Raw genomic sequence first — 17,669 nt, forward strand, 5'->3', positions numbered from 1 at the left:
CGGCAAATTGCACGCGTAACTTCGGAAGAAGCGTGACCCTTTAGCGGGCAACCGTTAGGGGGTGGCACAGACCAGGGGGTAGCGACTGTTTACCAAAAACACAGGGCTCTGCGAAGTCGCAAGACGACGTATAGGGTCTGACGCCTGCCCGGTGCTGGAAGGTTAAGAGGAGATGTGCAAGCATTGAATTGAAGCCCCAGTAAACGGCGGCCGTAACTATAACGGTCCTAAGGTAGCGAAATTCCTTGTCGGGTAAGTTCCGACCTGCACGAATGGCGTAACGACTTCCCCGCTGTCTCCAACATAGACTCAGTGAAATTGAATTCCCCGTGAAGATGCGGGGTTCCTGCGGTTAGACGGAAAGACCCCGTGCACCTTTACTATAGCTTTACACTGGCATTCGTGTCGACATGTGTAGGATAGGTGGTAGACTTTGAAGCAGTGGCGCCAGCCATTGTGGAGTCTTCCTTGAAATACCACCCTTATCTACATGGATGTCTAACTGCGTTCCGTTATCCGGAACCAGGACCGTGTATGGTGGGTAGTTTGACTGGGGCGGTCGCCTCCTAAAGAGTAACGGAGGCGCGCGATGGTGGGCTCAGAACGGTCGGAAATCGTTCGCTGAGTGCAATGGCATAAGCCTGCCTGACTGTAAGACTGACAAGTCGAGCAGAGTCGAAAGACGGTCATAGTGATCCGGTGGTCCCGTGTGGAAGGGCCATCGCTCAACGGATAAAAGGTACGCCGGGGATAACAGGCTGATGACCCCCAAGAGTCCATATCGACGGGGTTGTTTGGCACCTCGATGTCGACTCATCGCATCCTGGGGCTGGAGCAGGTCCCAAGGGTATGGCTGTTCGCCATTTAAAGCGGTACGTGAGTTGGGTTCAGAACGTCGTGAGACAGTTCGGTCCCTATCTGCCGTGGGTGTAGGAATATTGATAGGATCTGTCCCTAGTACGAGAGGACCGGGATGGACGTATCTCTGGTGGACCTGTTGTGGCGCCAGCCGCATAGCAGGGTAGCTATATACGGAAGGGATAACCGCTGAAGGCATCTAAGCGGGAAACCCACCTAAAAACGAGTATTCCCATGAGAACCGTGGAAGACGACCACGTTGATAGGTCAGGTGTGGAAGTGTGGTAACACATGAAGCTTACTGATACTAATCGTTCAATCGGCTTGATCGTTCCCATTACCTATATCCAGTTAATAAAACAGCAGAAAATCAAAACCAGCTTCAATTTGTTCATGCCTTTCGCCGACCTGGTGGTTATGGCGGAGCGGCTGCACCCGATCCCATTTCGAACTCGGCCGTGAAACGCTCCAGCGCCAATGGTACTTTGTCTTAAGACACGGGAGAGTAGGTCGCTGCCAGGTCTGCAAAATGCATGAATGAATATAATCTCTTCACCATCAAAACTCCGTATTTATTCTTATCTGATCTTCCTTAAATAACCGTTCTAAACGCTTAATCAGATAAGGTCCTTTGCTCGAGCAACATCATTACTTCAAGCAAAGTCTATAGGTGACGCGGGGTGGAGCAGCCCGGTAGCTCGTCAGGCTCATAACCTGAAGGTCGTAGGTTCAAATCCTGCCCCCGCAACCAAATCCCCAGCAAAAATTTATAAACAGTGTTAAAACCTATTGTAATAACCGCCTCAGAGCGGTCTTTGGCGTTTATACATATAGGGTTACACTCGCTTAACTAGCGAAAAGATCCTATCTGCACTCGAAAAGCCTAAATACCCCCGCCAAAAACAAACATAACATCATCGTCGTCCGTCAAAATCAGCTCCGCTCAACAAAATCCAATCAAATTAGAAACAGCATATATCATAGCCCCAAAAGAAGCGGTCTGGCGGTCCTTGGTGTTTAAAAGGCTAAAGTGGAAATGTTAGCTAAATAACGGCGTAGTAAAGCGCCTAACCTTCCCATCAACAATGATAACTTCAACCCTATACGTGATAGGTGAGCAATGCGTATAAGTGCGATAGCTTTATCGAAAAGCTCATAATATATCGATATGGGGGGCAAAACCAGGCAATAAACAAACTTTCTTTTAAAAAATTTGACGCTAATCATAGAAATTGGCAAGATCATACAAGTGTCCGGTATTTTGCGCTCTAGTTCTATGGTGTATTGGATTTCTTAGGGGAATTTATTAACGTAGCAGAGTGATTGATAGTGTAATATTCAATATGCTTTGCAAAGATGCAGGGCAGAAAATAACCGTGCCACGGTGGTTTGTCTAGTTTTTACCTGTGATTTGCGGTATAGGATTTAGGTTGAAAGGCTAAATTTTACTTGAAATCCTGTTACTGACCTATCATTCGCTTTGATAGGCAAAATCGTTTTGGTAGTCGTAAACTTTTAAACAATGTTGATGAAAATTAGGGTTTAAAACTTCTAAATAGTATCCCAATTCTAGTCCGTAATTGACCTCAAACTCGTATTTTAACGGCCCTAGTATTAATGCACTTGTAAAACCTGTGGGTTGTCTGTGAAGTGGATCCACCAAAATGCTGAGACCACCATGGTACGCAAATTGTATTTGTTCCATTACTCGGCAATATTCGTCCGAATTAATAAATATGTTAATTGAGCATGTATCCGATTTGCCAATGGCAAAGGCCGACAATGTGGGTATAGAAAAACCACAAGTTTGGGCAATATGGCAGCATAATAGTTTTGCAAAATAGCGCTGCATATTTAGTTCGGCCGAAGGGGTAATACAAGCGATTCGCCAATTTATAATAGCGTTTAAATTTTCATACTTATGATATAGTGACATTAAGTCGTTATGGAAATAGTCAAAGGCAAGATCCGCTGGCTGGGTTAAATTGCCGTTACATGTAGCACAAATCGGGACTGTAAAATGGAATTCCTTTGATTTTGGACCCTGTGCGATCCTGTAACCATCGGCATTCGCAAACGTCCCGATCAACATTTGATCCTTACCAAAAATTTTTTTGATGCCTGAAGCTTTAATTTTGTGCTCGTGCGTCAATTGGTATCGTGAACCACAAAGGCAACACATATTGCTTGTATAGGTTTCGATAAGCATTTTGATCAATCCCCTCATCAAGTTAGAAGAAGTTGCACTATGCTAACACAAAATTGAACAATATTGATCATTCAATTCTAAGAAAAATAAGCAAAATCATTTTACAGCTAACACCTGGATGTATCTGACGTAGTGCCTTCCATGTATGTAAGGTAATGTACAATAACAATAAATGAGCAATTAGAAGTTACGAGAGGTTTCATTGCTAATTCAACCGTAAAAACTGCAGAATCGGTTGGTTGTCATCCTAATGCAATCGCTTGTGTTCTGCGTAATTATTGTATTTAATTGTGGTCAATTAACAAGATTGGGTGGCTCAATTTATAGGTGAGATCCGACTAGATGACAGTTATTTTAATGGTTGTCGCAAAAAAATGTATTTTAAAAATTGCCCTAAAAATACTAACTTACATTATTGCTTAATTTGTTAATGAAGAAAATCATATGAGCGAAATTAAAAACTTTTGACCTGCGCCAAATGACATTTTGGAAAATGCAATGTAAGCGTCAAAAGAGCATTTTAATGTATTCTTAAAAAAATACGAATTCAATGAAATACCCGAGCATCTAGATGGTGACTCAATGACCTAAAAATTATTCACAAATTATGGTCTAAAGTATTAGTGTTTACTTATCTTAAAAGTTTTAGCGGCTGGCATCGATAGCTAAAAAACTACTGGTGTGAAATGGATAAGCTACAGCTTAAAAGTTGCCTTTCACAAGTAAAACAAGTTGAACCTATCTAAATATTTTTTTTTGAGGTTCAGCGGCGGTTTTAGCAGGGGTAAACAGCAATACAGCTCCCCTTTATGTCCACGAGCTGCAATCGGAAGTAGCTTACTACCTTGAACACGAAGCGGCTGAGCTTAGGTGCGGTAAAATTAAACTAGATGAGAGTTATTTTATTGGAGTGTGTAAAGGCAAAAGAGGGCTTGGAGCTGGCGGAAAAATACCCGTTTTGGGATCATCAAAAAGCAATGGAAGTTCATGGTTTTCTTATCCCAAATGCCCGTACTGAAACGCTTTTACCGATTATTATACAATCAACTAAACTAGATTCCATTATTTATCGAAATACGCTTTTCTGCTTATGATGTTCTTGATGTATCTGCGTTTCACCATGAGAGGATCAACCATACAAAACCTTTGGGAAAAAATCTTTGTGGATGATCGAAATTATACCAATGGGAATAAAAACTTCTGGAGCCAAGCGCCATATGCGTCGTTTAAATAGCTCCCAAAAAAGCCCTTTCACCTTTACTTAAAGGCGTGTGAGAGATGTTTTAATCATCATTCAACACAGAACTTGATTAAATTATTACCAAGTTGGATGAAATAATTATACTTAACCCTTTTCTATGCCAGTCCCCACAATTTATACTTGGCTAGGCAAGACCATTTTATCATAAAATGACGCTGCACGATTTTTCTACCGCCAATGTCTTTGGTTAGATTTAGCCATTGGCGAGATTGGTGTTATTTTATCGGCTATGCAGTATAAAGACTTTTCTCTATGCAGTTGTGATGATAAAAGGTTAGAAAAGATGTTTGGCGTTTGGTTATAATAGCATTTTAATTACTTTGATAAGGTGCGATGTTGAAGAGGCGGCGGGAAATATGACTAATAAGAGCAGATTTTTGATATTGCTTGTTGCCTTGTTATGGATCCCAAGTTTGGTTCTAATAAACACTGTATCCATGGCTCACGCGCAAGAAAGAAAAACATTATTTGATTTACTTTTCGGCCCGAAGCAAAGCGCACCACAAGCTATACCAAAAAATAACAACCAGCCTATGCGCCGAAAGCCGGTCAACAAAGCACCACAAAAAACAAAGCCCATCGCTGTAACATCTATCGTAACGCCGCAGATTGAAAAATCTCCCGATGCAAAAAAAATTCTATTTATTGGCGATTTTGTTGCTAGCGCAATGAGTGACGGACTTAGCGAGCTTTATGCAGATAATTCCAATTTTAGAATAATAAAGCGGACAGATGGCTCTTCAGGCTTGGTAAGAGAAGATCATTATAATTGGCATGATAATATCAGTAAAATCGTTGCAGAAGAAAATGCAGATATCATAATCTTTGTTATTGGTGCCAATGATCGTCAATCTATAAAAATAAACAAAAAAACGCTGGAATTTAATAGTGAGGATTGGAATAAAATCTATCAAGAAAGGGTTGCGCTTATCGCTAAGGATTTAGAGGCAACACAAAAGCCGTGGCTTTGGGTGGGCTTGCCTAGCTTTGGTAAGTTGCAACTACATCAAAGTTCAGGCCGGTTTAATGCCTATTACAACGCAGCTATTGGTAACACAAATGGTCAATTTGTCGACATATGGAGCGGATTTGTCGACGACAAGGGGAGTTTCGCGCTTTCCGGATATGATATGAACGGGCAAACAGCGCGTTTGCGTACCAATGACGGCATTGCTTTTACGCCGGCCGGGCGGCAAAAACTCGCCTTTTATGTTAAAGCTGCAATTGAAGCAATCTTTAATGAGCAATCCGTTCCATCGCTATTAGACCAAGGCAATGAGCACATTGAAGTAATCAACGCTCCGCAGGTGCCAAATGCTCAGTCATTAGAGGTTGTTGCCCCACGTAAAAAAATTGAACGTATCCCCCCGACTAATCTAACCGATTTTTCTAAAAATAGTACGGAGCTATCTGGGAATACTAAAAGCGGCAGCCCAATTGCCAAAAAGCAAAGGGAGGCATATGAAGAGCAACGTGGACGCGCTGATTACTTTGCCGCACCATAAAAAATAGACGATAGCACCGGCACCATTTCGCTTGGACATATTCTATTTTTATAGCAAAAGCCGCAAAATTCTCTGTTAAATTTCCTGTAAATATGACCGGATTTTTAAATAATTTGCCGATCATATGTATGCAATTGATTATTGGATATTATATTGCCTTATATCTTTACGTTGTTTAAATAAACACAAAAAATATTATTAAGTGAAGGCTATTATGTCCAAGATTGAAACTGCAATGATATTGGCTGCAGGATTTGGCACACGTATGCGGCCGTTGACCCTTACGACGCCAAAACCCTTGGTAGAAATATTTGGCAAACCGATGCTGTTGCGCAATTTGCAGATATTGCAAAATGCAGGCATTAAAAAAGTCATTGTCAATATTCATTATCTTGGCGAAAAAATAGCAGATTATATCGCACAGCAAAAATTTGATGGTATGGACATCATCATTTCCGATGAACGCGAACAATTGCTTGATTCAGCTGGCGGTATAATCAAAGCATTACCCCTATTAGGTGACCAGCCATTTTTTGTCATGAACTCGGATTCATTTTGGGTTGACTATCTCCAATCAAATCTTTTGCGGCTAGCCGATTTTTTTGATGGCGATAAAATGGATATGGCGATGTTGGTTGTGCCGCGCCTTGCCGCGCCAGGCAATGAGCGAGGCGATTTTTTAATTGATGATGATAGTAGACTTAAGCGCGCGCCTGCTTTTGTTGATAATTCGGTTATTTATCCCGGTTGCTTTATTCTTAATCCGCAAATATTGGATAGAGGTAATCTTGAACCCCATTCATTAAACCATTATTTTGATAAGGCAATTGCCAATAACCGACTTTACGGACTGCCGCTTCTTGGCGATTGGTATACGGCTGGCACAATGGATATGATTAAAGTAGTTGAAGATTTGATGAAAAGCCGTCATCAAGGTTAAATATGGTCGCTAAGCCATAGATAATAGTTTGCTTGTTTTGCATATCTATTAATGTAAAATAATGCATAATTTATAAAGTTCAAAGGTGAAGATATGCGAAAGCCTAGGCTTTTTTCAATTGCGTCTGGCGTGCCATTTCTTCCAACCTTTGTTGATGCCTTAACCAATGGCACATTGCTTGACGGCGATAAGATTGATAATCCGTTAAGCCTTGCCAATGTTACCATTTATGTGCCAACGCGCCGTGCTGGTCGTGCGCTTCGTGCCGCTTTTGTCGAAAAAAATAAAACAACAGCCAGTTTTTTGCCTATTATTCGCCCATTGGGTGATGTTGATGATGAGGGGCCTTTATCGCTTTTATCAGGCGAAAAAATATTGGAAAAAGCGCCGCCTATCTCTACCATTGAACGACAATTATTATTAGCGCGCCTTATTCGTCCATGGCGTGAAAATCTACCCCAGCATTTACGCCAATTATTCGGCCGTGAAGATATTACTATTCCAGCCAATACTGCTGATGCCATCTGGTTTGCTGGAGATCTTGCTAAATTAATGGATCAAGTAGAAACTGATGAAGCAGATTGGGCAGGCCTTAAAGATATTTGTCCCGACCTTGTTGCTGAATGGTGGCAAGTAACGCTTGATTTTTTAAGCATCGTCACAGCAAGCTGGCCTGAAATTTTGAAAGAACGCGGCCAGTCTAATCCTGCTTGGTGGCGCAATCAAATGATCCGCGAACATGCTTTAAGCCTTAAAAATAATCCACCCAAAGGCCCCGTTATAGCGGCAGGCTCAACGGGCTCTATTCCAGCAGCGGCAGAACTTTTAAAAGTCATTGCCCATTTGCCTAATGGTGCGGTGGTTTTACCGGGGCTTGATCGCGACCTTGATGACAAAAGTTGGAATTCTTTAAGTGATACCATTTCCGATCCATCAATCTTTGGTAATCCACAATATGGTTTGAATTTACTCTTGCAAAAAATTGGTGCATTGCGTGACAGCGTTGAGCATATTGGTGAGATCAGCATCGACAAACGCGCAAGAGAATATATTGTTGCACAAGCCTTTCGCCCTGCTGCGACCACCGACCAGTGGTCAAAACTCAACTTAAATTTGGTTGAAGAAGCTTTTGCTAATTTCTCACTTGTGGAAACCGCAAGCGAGCGTGAAGAAGCGGTTACCATTGCCGTTGCTTTGCGTGATGCCATCCATGAGCCTGATAAAACCGCTGCCTTTGTGACTGGTGACAGAAATCTTGCCCGCCGTGTTGCGGCAGAATTAAAACGCTTTGGCATTTATGCCGATGATTCTGGCGGCAAGCCATTAAGTGAAACGGAACCTGCCGCGCTCATTCGCTTATTGTTGGATTGTATTTTCTCTCCCGGTGATCCGGTGGCATTTTTGTCATTGTTGAAGCATCCGTTAACGCGGCTTGGTAAACCACGCCATCAATTACGCCGCATGGTTGAGCGCTTTGAGCTTTTCGCCCTGCGTGGCGGTACAGGACGCATATCTTTGGCCAATTGCCCTGCTTTTATTGCCGAACGCTTGCTTAAAATGACCGAGCTTGATAGCCATAATTTTGATCGGATTGATCCCTTATTAATTGAAGAAGCGCAAAGTTTTGCTGGTCTTTTGATGGAAGCTGCAAAACCACTTGCTGATTTTGCCAAGATGGAAGGGGAAGTCACCATCTTACAAGCAGTCGAAGCAACTATTGCCAGTTTTGAAAATTTCGGCCGTGATGAAGATGGAACGATTGAAAAACTATATGATCGCGAAGCTGGGCAAGGTCTTATCAATTTTATGCAAGAATTAGTGGCTGACCGCTCGGGTCTTACATTTCAAGCAGCAGAGTGGCCAGAAGTTTTTGCGGCAATTGGTGCAACAATTAGTGTGCGTATGCTACAAGGTGGCCACCCGCGGCTTTATATTTGGGGTGCGTTAGAATCGCGCTTGCAAAATGTCGATACTATGGTGATTGGTGGCCTTAATGAAGGTGTGTGGCCGGGTTCTACCCGTAATGACCCTTTCATGTCGCGGCCGATGAAAGCCACTATTGCCCTTGATCCGCCAGAGCGCAGCACCGGTATTGCCGCCCATGATTTTCAAATGATCCTTGGCAGCGAGCGGGTAATTATGACCCGTTCAGTTAAATTGGATAATGCGCCATCAGTGCCATCACGCTGGTTGCAGCGGCTTGAAACGGTGATAGGCCAAGCAGATATGATTAAACTGCGCGCGCGCGGTGCCAAATATCTTTATTGGGCAAGAAAGCTTGATGAAGCCGATGACGTGCCGTTTATTGAGCGGCCAAATCCAAAACCTTTATTAAAATTACGGCCCAAACATTTTTCAGTAACTGAAGTCGAAACACTGCGCCGCGATCCTTATGCTATTTATGCCAAGAAAATTTTACGGCTAAAACCCCTTGATCCGCTTATTCGCGATCCTTCGGTCGCAGAACGCGGTACGCTTTATCATGCCATTGTTGCAAGTTTTAGCGAGCATGTTCCAGTGCTTGATAGTGAATTAATGATCAATATGCTGAGTGATATTGCCCGTGAAGAATTTGATAAAATGCAATTACCGCTTGATGTTGAAGCGATTTGGTGGCCGCGTTTTCGTATGTTAATGCCGCAGCTTATTGCGTTTGAACAAAATTTATCACCGCGCAAGCGCTTACCAGAAATTAAAGCACGCGCGGTTGAGATTAATGGAAGCGGCATTAGCCTTTCAGGACGTGCCGACCGTATTGATATGCTAGATGATGGCGGCGCAGAAATTTTAGATTTTAAAACAGGATCTACCCCGTCAATCAAACAAGCCGCAACCCTTATGGCACCACAATTAGCCCTTGAAGGAGCTTTATTGCGGCGCGGTGCTTTTAGTGAATGTGAAAAAGACAGTGCACCAACTGATCTTATTTATGTGCGTTTAACCGGCAAAGGCGAAGTGGAAGCGCAAACTATTTTAAAAGATGGTGATAAAACAGCTATGGAACTATCCGAGCTTGCATGGCAGCGATTGCATCAATTGGTCTTACTTTATTTGGATGAAAACCAAGGCTATTTATCGCGTGCTATGCCGCCATTGGTTAATTATGTTGGTGATTATGATCATCTTGCCCGCATTTGGGAATGGTCTGCAAGCGGCGATAGCAGCCTAGACACCGATGATTTGGGGAGTTAGGCCATGAAAGCAACAAGTAAAATTTCCGGCAAAATCCCCACCAAAGCCTTGGAAGCACAAGCGCAATCATCTGATCCCAACACCAGTGTATGGGTGTCGGCCAATGCTGGTTCTGGTAAAACCCATGTTTTGACCGAGCGTGTCATTCGTATCTTGCTTACAGGTACTCCGCCATCACGCATATTATGCCTTACTTATACCAAAGCGGCGGCGGCGGTAATGCAAACGCGTATTTTTTCGCGCCTATCGCAGTGGACGCGCATTAGCGACGAGGAACTTGGCGAAGCACTGCAAAAATTAGAGCATAAAAAGCCTGATGCATTGCGCATTACAGCCGCACGCAAATTATTTGCCCATGCGCTTGAAACACCGGGCGGTTTAAAAATACAAACCATTCACGCTTTTTGTGAAGCACTTTTGCATCAATTTCCCGTTGAAGCCAATATTGCTGGTCATTTTGAAATGATTGATGATATGCGCCAAATCGCCCTTATTGGCGAAGCAAAGCGCCTTATCCTTGAAACTGCTTATAAGCGTAATGATGAGGCATTAAGCCAAGCTTTTGATCTTATTTTATCAACAGTCGGTGAGTTTGGACTAGATCGCTTATTGAGTGAGGCAATATATAAACGCCAATCCTTAAGCGAACCACTTTTACGTTGGCGTGAACAAGGAATTGAGTTTTTTCGTCAAATTTTTGGAGTTAAAGCCAGCGATAATCTTGAAAATTTAAGCTATGCTTTAAAAGAAGCCGCTCTTTATTCGCCCGACCGCATTGCTTTGTTTTTAAGCGCTGGCGGCAGCAATATGGAAAAATTTTGTGATCGCATCGAGGCTTTGGCAAATGAGACCAATTGGCGAAATTTCAAAGATCTCGCTCATGATATTTATTTTACTGGTCAAGGTAAGGCTCGCAGCCCAAAAACAATTTTTACCAAAGCCGTTCAAGCTGTCGCACCAGACGCAATAGATGAATTTGGCGAAAAGCATGACCATGTGTTGCAGCTCATCGATGCCATTTGCGCGGTTGATCTGGTGGGGCTTAATCAAGCGGCCTATGTGCTAGTGGACGCCTTAAACAGTCTTTATAACCGCCTTAAAAAGCGCCGTGGCTTTTTGGATTTTGATGACCTTATCTATAAAACCGTTGCAATGCTTAAACGCAAAGGCGCAGGCGAATGGGTACAATATAAGCTTGATCGCGGTATTGACCATATTTTGGTTGATGAAGCGCAAGATACGAGCCCAGCACAATGGCAAATAATTCGGCTATTATCAGAAGAGTTTTTTTCTGGCACAACTGCCCGCAATGAACGGCGCACCTTATTTGCGGTGGGCGATGAAAAGCAATCCATTTATTCTTTCCAAGGGGCAATACCTGAAGACTTTGCCCAAAATGGCCGTGCGGTTGAAAAGCGCGCCCTTGCTGCCAAGCTTGGTTTTAAAAAATTGCGGCTCGATTTTTCTTTCCGCTCAACTGCTGATGTTTTAAACGCGGTTGATCATGTTTTTGAGCATCCACAAAATTATCAAGGCTTAAGTGCTGAAAATGAAAAGACCATTCATGAGCCAGTGCGAAAAGATGAACCCGGCGAGGTTGATGTTTGGGAAGCCTTAACGCCTGATGAGGTAAGTGAGCCGGAAGATTGGCGCGAGCCAGTCGATCAATTGGCGGCTCCCGCTATTAAATTAGCGCGGCAAATGGCTTTAACCATCAAGCATTGGCTTGATAATGGCGAGGTTATTGCTGGCAAAAACCGCTTGATTACACCGCGTGATATTATGGTCTTGGTGCGTAAACGCGACCAATTTGTTCATGCGCTTTCTCGTGAACTTAAAAATTTGCATATTGCCGTTGCAGGGGCGGATCGTTTGCGCCTTGCTGATCATATTGCCGTTCGTGATCTTGTTGCCTTGGGGCGGTTTGTTTTACAGCCCTATGATGATCTATCATTGGCCGCAGTGTTAAAAAGTCCAATTTTTGGATTGAATGAAAATGATCTTTTAAAAATTGCAGCAGAACGCAATGACCTACTCTATCGCGCATTAGAACAGCAAGCGGGCAATGACTCCAAATATCAACGCGCTTATGATTTATTGGAAGAATTGCGCGGCCTTGCTGACATTACTCCGGTTTATGAATTTTATAGCCGTATTTTAAGTGAGCATCATGGGCGGCGTGATATTTTAGCGCGTCTTGGCAATGAAGCCAGTGATGTGCTTGACGCTTTTATGGATTATACGCTTGCTGTGCAAAAAACTGGACTTCCGGGCCTACAAGCATTTTTGGAAACCTTAGCTGAGGCACAGCCTGAAATTAAGCGTGAAATGGATCAAAGCCGCAATGAAGTGCGTATCATGACAGTACATGCGGCCAAGGGTTTAGAAGCAGCAGTGGTTTTCCTTGTTGATTCTGGCAGCCGTATTTGGAACAGCCAGCACGAGCCAAAATTGATCGAGGTGGATAGCACAGCCAAAGGGCAAACAATTGAGCCGGTTTTATTGTGGCAACCATCAAGTGATTATAAAACCGCTTTAATTGGTGAAGCTATTGATGGACTTAAGCAACGGGCTGCGGAAGAATATCGCCGTTTGCTTTATGTTGGCATGACAAGAGCTGAAGACCGTTTGATTGTTTGCGGCTATAAAAGTAACCGCCCAACCACAGGCACATGGCTTGATCTTGTAAAAGATGCCTTGCAAAATGAAATGGTAGAAATTTCTTCGCCCGTTGACGGGATAACCGCCTATCGCTATCAAATAACACCGCCGCAGCTTGGCATGTATAATAAAGAAAAAGTGGTGGAAGAAGTTATACAGCATTTTGATATGCCCGATTATCTTTTGCAACGCGCACCAGCAGAACAAGGCTTGCCGCGCCCATTATCACCATCAAAAGCTAGTATTTTGATTGAAGATGCGCCCAATATCGATCCTCATGGCATGAGCATTTCACCAATTTTTCAAAAAACTGCGCAAAGCCAAGTGCCAACGAGCTTAGAGCGTGGAACACTTATCCATAGTCTATTGCAATATTTACCTGATGTTGCAGAGGATAAAAGGCGCACACTCACGCAAAATTATCTTGCTAAACAAGCAGGCCATTTTGACGAAAAGTCACGGCAAAAAATGGAAAAAATGATTTTCGATGTATTGGATAATCCACAATTCAAGCAGCTTTTTTCTCAGCAAAGCCAAGCTGAAGTTGCCTTAATGGGCGTTGTTGATGTGCGCGGTAAACCGCGTCCTGTTTCTGGCCAGATTGACCGTTTAGTGGTTGATGACGCACATGTTGTTTTTGCTGACTTTAAAACTGGCCAAGTACCAGATAGCATAAATGAAGTGCCAGATGGATATATTTTACAAATGGCGCTTTATCGTAAATTGCTCGGTGAAATTTATCCCAATAAGCAGTTTAAAGGCTTGCTGATCTATACTAATGGCCCTGTTGTTTTTGAAATGGATGAAACGCAAATGCGCGATATGGTAGATAAATTATGATAATTTTATAATTTTTGAAACACCAAATATTTTACCGCAGCACTGCCATTGCATCCATTAATATTGTGGTTTTCTTACTACGGGCAAGATTTATAAAGCCGTCTCTTATCTTTTTCACTTTTATTTACTAAATCCGTTTCATCGCTATTTAATGTTTTATCACTGCTACCGGTAAGTGGCGGATAATATAGCCAGATGATCTCTTGATCAGATAACATTTTATTATAGATTTCTTGCCATTTTTCCCTTTGTTCGTCGTCATATTTTATGAGAGCACGAATAGAAGGGACGTATCCCTTTTCAGCGTTTTTTCGCATAACAGCGAAAGCTTGGTCGCGTGTCATTCTCCATTCTTCATAGGTTTTTATATCACCTTCTATTGTTATAGCAGCCTTCATATGAATCGCCTGTATGTTTCCCGTATTGGCAGCTAGGTTGATAAGCTTGATAGCTTCTTTTGGTAATTCTATTTTTTGAGAACCAGTATTGGCAGCAAAAGCTTTTACAAGTAACGCTTGCGGAAATTTACCATCAACTGCTTTTGCTAAATACATTTTAGACTTGGCGCTGTCTTTGAGTTGAGGATCATCTATATTATATAGCTCCGCCAAAAGGAAATTTCCCTGATTGGGTTCGATCATACGCAATTGCTCTGCCCAATAAATTGCTTGATCTGATAATTTTTTGTCAGCTACGCCTTGATTAGGCAAATAACCGTTTAAGCTTTGCTGTGTTTCCATAAAATAAAGCATTGCCAGATGATAGGTGGTTTCTCTATAAATGGGATCATTTTCAAGATATTTATATGGGCTTTGGCTCGCCATTTTAAAATATTTTATGGCCTCCGGTATATCTACATTATTGCGCATAAAATTGATGTTCGTAACATTCCAATAGTCAAAGGGAAATGGTTGATACAAAAATTTAGCTAATTCAAGGCTGGCCGCTAAATCACCTTGATTGGCCTTTACCTTCAAAGCACAAAGGGTAGTTTGGTCATATTCCTTACTGGGTTGATCTGCCTTAACGCAATAAAGTGAAAACAGTAATAATATGACAGAATAGGTAATTTGTCTCATAATAACCCTCGTTTAAAGAGCGCCCTAAGCCCTTGGCTGCTTTCTTGTGATGAAGTCTTTATCGCTCTTTTTTCGATATTATTATAACTTATCGACGATCATAAAATAAAAATGCAATGCAATTTCAAAAACTATACGCTGTCAGGGTGAGTACTTATTAATTTGAACGACATGATATGAGTTTAATTTTGAAATAATTTCTTTGCAACCTGTCGGTCTACCCCTATCATGCAGCTTATCATTGCTATTGGCAAAGGGTAAAATAGCGAATATCGGCTAAATAATATCCCTATTGTTAAACTGGTGTTTTTCCATCACTATAAGGTCTTTGATGTTGCCTCTATCGGCAGCAAGAAATAAGCTTTAAAAAATAAAAGCATAATGTTTGTCTTTTTAAATCAAACTTAAGACAAAAACTTGTATAAAGACTGACTTTGATACTTCTTAGCCATGTTACATGGTGAAATCATGCCATACGGATGGAATTATGACCGCAAAAGTTGAAAATCAGGATTGGCAAGCAAAACTGGCGCGCGTGCGCCGGCTGACCTTTGCAATTATGATTTTTGAGCGCTTATGGCCGCTGATTTTGCCGATTATTTTAGTGGTTTTGAGCTTTTTTGCGCTTTCATGGTTTGGCATTTTCAAATTGGCTTCCGGCCTCATGCAATTTGGTATGCTCTTTATTTTTGCGTGTTTACTCTTTTGGTGCTTGCTAAAATTATTTAAATTTAAATCACCCAGCCATGGTGATGTTGATAAACGTATTGAAGAAGCAAGTGGGCTCAATTTTCAGCCAATTCTCGCGCAATATGATGCGCTACCGCCAACAAGTGATAAAGTTGCGCAAATATTGTGGCAAGCACATCGCCAACGCTTGGTTAAATCTTTAAATAATTTACAAAGTGGCTATCCATTTCCCAATATTCCGCGCCAAGATCCTTATGGTTTGCGGTCAATTATTGTTTTGGGTTTTGCTGTTGCTTTTGCCTATAGTTTTAGTCCATCCTCTGGGCGCATTGATGATGCATTTTATTTTGGCAAACATGCCGATTGGTCCAATATGCGCGTTGATGCGTGGGTTACGCCGCCTGAATATACTGGGCGCGCTCCGATTTATTTAATCGAAAACAATACATCTTCAGAAACTGACGGGCAGTTTGATGTGCCAATTAATAGTATTGTTAATTTGCGTATTAGCAGTGCTGATACGCGCTTAAAACTTACTGCCAATTGGCATGATGGTAACAATACGCCTAAAAGTGAAGACATTGCGGCGAACGCCGATGATAATAACGATGTTATGGCCTTTGATGTCCAATTAAGCAAAGCCGTTACGCTTTCCTTGACTGGGCCGCATACTGATTTAAGCTGGAATTTTAATGCAATTGCCGACCAACCACCACGCATTAGCTGGGATGGTGATCCCAAAAGGGCAATTAATGGTTTGCTTGATTTAAGCTATAAAATTGATGATGATTATGGTGCGGTTAAAGCTTGGGCAACGATGGAACTCGCAAAAGATGATGAGGGCAAGATCCCATTATCTAAAGGGCATCAGCTTTTCCCAGTGCCTGATATTATTTTAACTTTACCGCGCAATGGTAAGGGAATTACTCGCACATCGAAAGATTTTGCCGCAAATCCTTGGGCAGGCGCGAAGGTTTATATGACGTTGCATGCACAAGATGCGGCCGGTAATATTGCATCAAGTGAGCCTAAGGAGTTGGTTTTGCCGCAACGCAGTTTTGGCAATCCACTTGCCCGCGCTCTGATTGAGCAGCGCGGCCTATTAATTGCTGACACTGCCAATAAAGATCATATTCTTGATATGCTTTATGCCGTGCAAATTCGTCCAAAAGATACGATTAAGAACGCCACAACGGTGATAGCTCTTGCGAGTGTTAAGCGTCGCCTTGCCAATGCTAATAATGACGAAGAATTTCGCAATATTGCCGATTATTTATGGGATATTGCCGTTGGTGTTGAAGGTGGCAGCTTAAGCGCAGCAGCGCAAAGACTAAAAGCTGCTCAGCAAGCCTTGCGTGATGCGTTGCGTAATGGTGCAAGTCAAGAAGAGATTGAGCGTTTGATGGCAGAGTTGAAAAATGCCATGTCCGCTTATATGGATGAGCTTGCGCAAAGTGGCCAAAAATTGCAACAACAGCCCGGTCAACAAATGCAAGACTTGAGTGAAGATGAATTGCAAAAGAAGTTAAAGGAACTCGAAGACCTTGCCAAAACCGGAAATCGTGCTGCGGCAGAGCAATTATTATCTGAACTTGAAAAAATGATGGATAATATGCAAGTCACCCAAAGTGAGGGTGGCAGTGGTAGTGGTAAGGGCGAGAATAAAGATAGCGCAAAGCAAGAAATGCAGAAAAATATCGATAAATTATCGGATTTAATGCGCCGTCAACAAGAAATGCTTAATGACACCAATAAGATGACTGGCGAACATCAACGTGGTGAAAAATCTGACGAGGATTTTGCTAAAGATCTTGATGATTTGAAAAAGCGCCAACAGGATTTATCCAGTGATTTAAAAAATCTGCAAGAGGATTTAAAAAAGCAAGGCATGAAACAAGGCGAGGGTCTTGATGATGCGGGACAAGCGATGGAGCAATCGCAGGAAGCGCTAGATAATGAAGATGGCGAATCGTCAACCCAAAGCCAAGCCGATGCTCTTGATGCCATGCGTAATGGTGCGCAGGAAATGATGGCTGAAATGCGCGAAGCTTTGAAGAAAAAAGGTGAAGGCGCACCCAATGACGACCGCCAGATTGACCCATTGGGACGCGAGATGGGCGGCGAGCAAAACCAGCATGGTGATAATGCTATTCCAAGTGAAAGTGATATTCAAAAAGCACGACGCATCTTGGATGAAATAAGGAAACGCCTTGGCAATCTCACCCCAGAAATGGAACGCCAATATCTTGAACGCTTATTGAACTTTGATTAAATAGGTTTAGGGCACATCTATTTATTGCTGAAGTGCTATGTGCTATGAATTTTTGTTTTAGCAAATTGAGGTGACGCAAAAGTCAATTCAATTTTTGTAGGAAATATTGTAACGCTATTGAGTGGATAAATTTTATATAATATCAAACAAAAGCAATGAAAT

Annotated in this window: 7 protein-coding genes, 1 tRNA gene and 2 rRNA genes (1 of these 10 running past the window's edge); 8 read left to right on the forward strand and 2 right to left on the reverse strand. The window is 42.3% G+C overall.

All coding sequences use genetic code 11. The annotated features are described in order from the left end of the window. The 3 genes from N5852_RS01295 to N5852_RS01305 form a co-directional block, all read left to right on the forward strand. A 23S ribosomal RNA gene (locus N5852_RS01295) occupies positions 1–1,190 on the forward strand; it begins 1,623 nt to the left of the window's first position. A 75-nt stretch (positions 1,191–1,265) separates the two neighbouring features. Next, positions 1,266–1,380, forward strand: a 5S ribosomal RNA gene (rrf, locus tag N5852_RS01300). A gap of 152 nt (positions 1,381–1,532) precedes the next feature. After that, positions 1,533–1,609 (forward strand) — tRNA-Met (locus tag N5852_RS01305). Positions 1,610–2,329: 720 nt separating this feature from the next. Here N5852_RS01305 and N5852_RS01310 read toward each other — a convergent pair. Next, a complete protein-coding gene (locus N5852_RS01310; RefSeq protein ID WP_262098578.1) occupies positions 2,330–3,067 on the reverse strand; it encodes a hypothetical protein in 738 nt (245 codons plus the stop codon). A 1,617-nt stretch (positions 3,068–4,684) separates the two neighbouring features. Between N5852_RS01310 and N5852_RS01315 the strand changes: the two genes are divergently transcribed. The 4 genes from N5852_RS01315 to addA all read left to right on the forward strand — a co-directional run bounded on the left by N5852_RS01315 (position 4,685) and on the right by addA (position 13,466). Then, positions 4,685–5,833, forward strand: coding sequence for an SGNH/GDSL hydrolase family protein (locus N5852_RS01315; RefSeq protein WP_262098579.1), 1,149 nt, complete (start codon positions 4,685–4,687; stop codon positions 5,831–5,833). A 214-nt stretch (positions 5,834–6,047) separates the two neighbouring features. Beyond that, positions 6,048–6,773: a nucleotidyltransferase family protein gene (locus N5852_RS01320; protein ID WP_262098580.1), complete on the forward strand. Its 726-nt coding sequence runs from the start codon at positions 6,048–6,050 to the stop codon at positions 6,771–6,773. A 93-nt stretch (positions 6,774–6,866) separates the two neighbouring features. Continuing rightward, positions 6,867–9,965 carry a double-strand break repair protein AddB gene (gene addB / locus N5852_RS01325; RefSeq protein ID WP_262098581.1) on the forward strand — a complete coding sequence of 1,033 codons (3,099 nt, stop codon included), beginning with the start codon at positions 6,867–6,869 and terminating at the stop codon, positions 9,963–9,965. A gap of 3 nt (positions 9,966–9,968) precedes the next feature. After that, positions 9,969–13,466 (forward strand): double-strand break repair helicase AddA, encoded by a 3,498-nt coding sequence (gene addA, locus N5852_RS01330; RefSeq protein WP_262098582.1) that lies wholly within the window; start codon positions 9,969–9,971, stop codon positions 13,464–13,466. Positions 13,467–13,543: 77 nt separating this feature from the next. Here the strand turns inward: addA and N5852_RS01335 are convergent, their stop codons facing one another. Then, complete coding sequence (locus N5852_RS01335) at positions 13,544–14,545, reverse strand: hypothetical protein (protein ID WP_262098583.1); 1,002 nt, start codon at positions 14,543–14,545, stop codon at positions 13,544–13,546. 487 nt (positions 14,546–15,032) lie between these two features. Here N5852_RS01335 and N5852_RS01340 point away from each other — a divergent pair, with 487 nt between their 5' ends. Further along, the gene (locus N5852_RS01340; RefSeq protein WP_262098584.1) at positions 15,033–17,507 is read left to right on the forward strand and encodes a TIGR02302 family protein; all 2,475 of its coding nucleotides are present in this window, start codon (positions 15,033–15,035) and stop codon (positions 17,505–17,507) included. Positions 17,508–17,669: the final 162 nt, after the last annotated feature.

The sequence above is a fragment of the Bartonella sp. HY328 genome (assembly GCF_025449335.1).
Taxonomy (GTDB): Bacteria; Pseudomonadota; Alphaproteobacteria; order Rhizobiales; family Rhizobiaceae; genus HY038.

Coding starts and splice junctions, on each gene's coding strand:
- N5852_RS01310 (WP_262098578.1), bottom strand. CDS start 3,067: ATGCTTATCGAAACCTATACAAGCAATATGTGTTGCCTTTGTGGTTCA.
- N5852_RS01315 (WP_262098579.1), top strand. CDS start 4,685: ATGACTAATAAGAGCAGATTTTTGATATTGCTTGTTGCCTTGTTATGG.
- N5852_RS01320 (WP_262098580.1), top strand. CDS start 6,048: ATGTCCAAGATTGAAACTGCAATGATATTGGCTGCAGGATTTGGCACA.
- addB (WP_262098581.1), top strand. CDS start 6,867: ATGCGAAAGCCTAGGCTTTTTTCAATTGCGTCTGGCGTGCCATTTCTT.
- addA (WP_262098582.1), top strand. CDS start 9,969: ATGAAAGCAACAAGTAAAATTTCCGGCAAAATCCCCACCAAAGCCTTG.
- N5852_RS01335 (WP_262098583.1), bottom strand. CDS start 14,545: ATGAGACAAATTACCTATTCTGTCATATTATTACTGTTTTCACTTTAT.
- N5852_RS01340 (WP_262098584.1), top strand. CDS start 15,033: ATGACCGCAAAAGTTGAAAATCAGGATTGGCAAGCAAAACTGGCGCGC.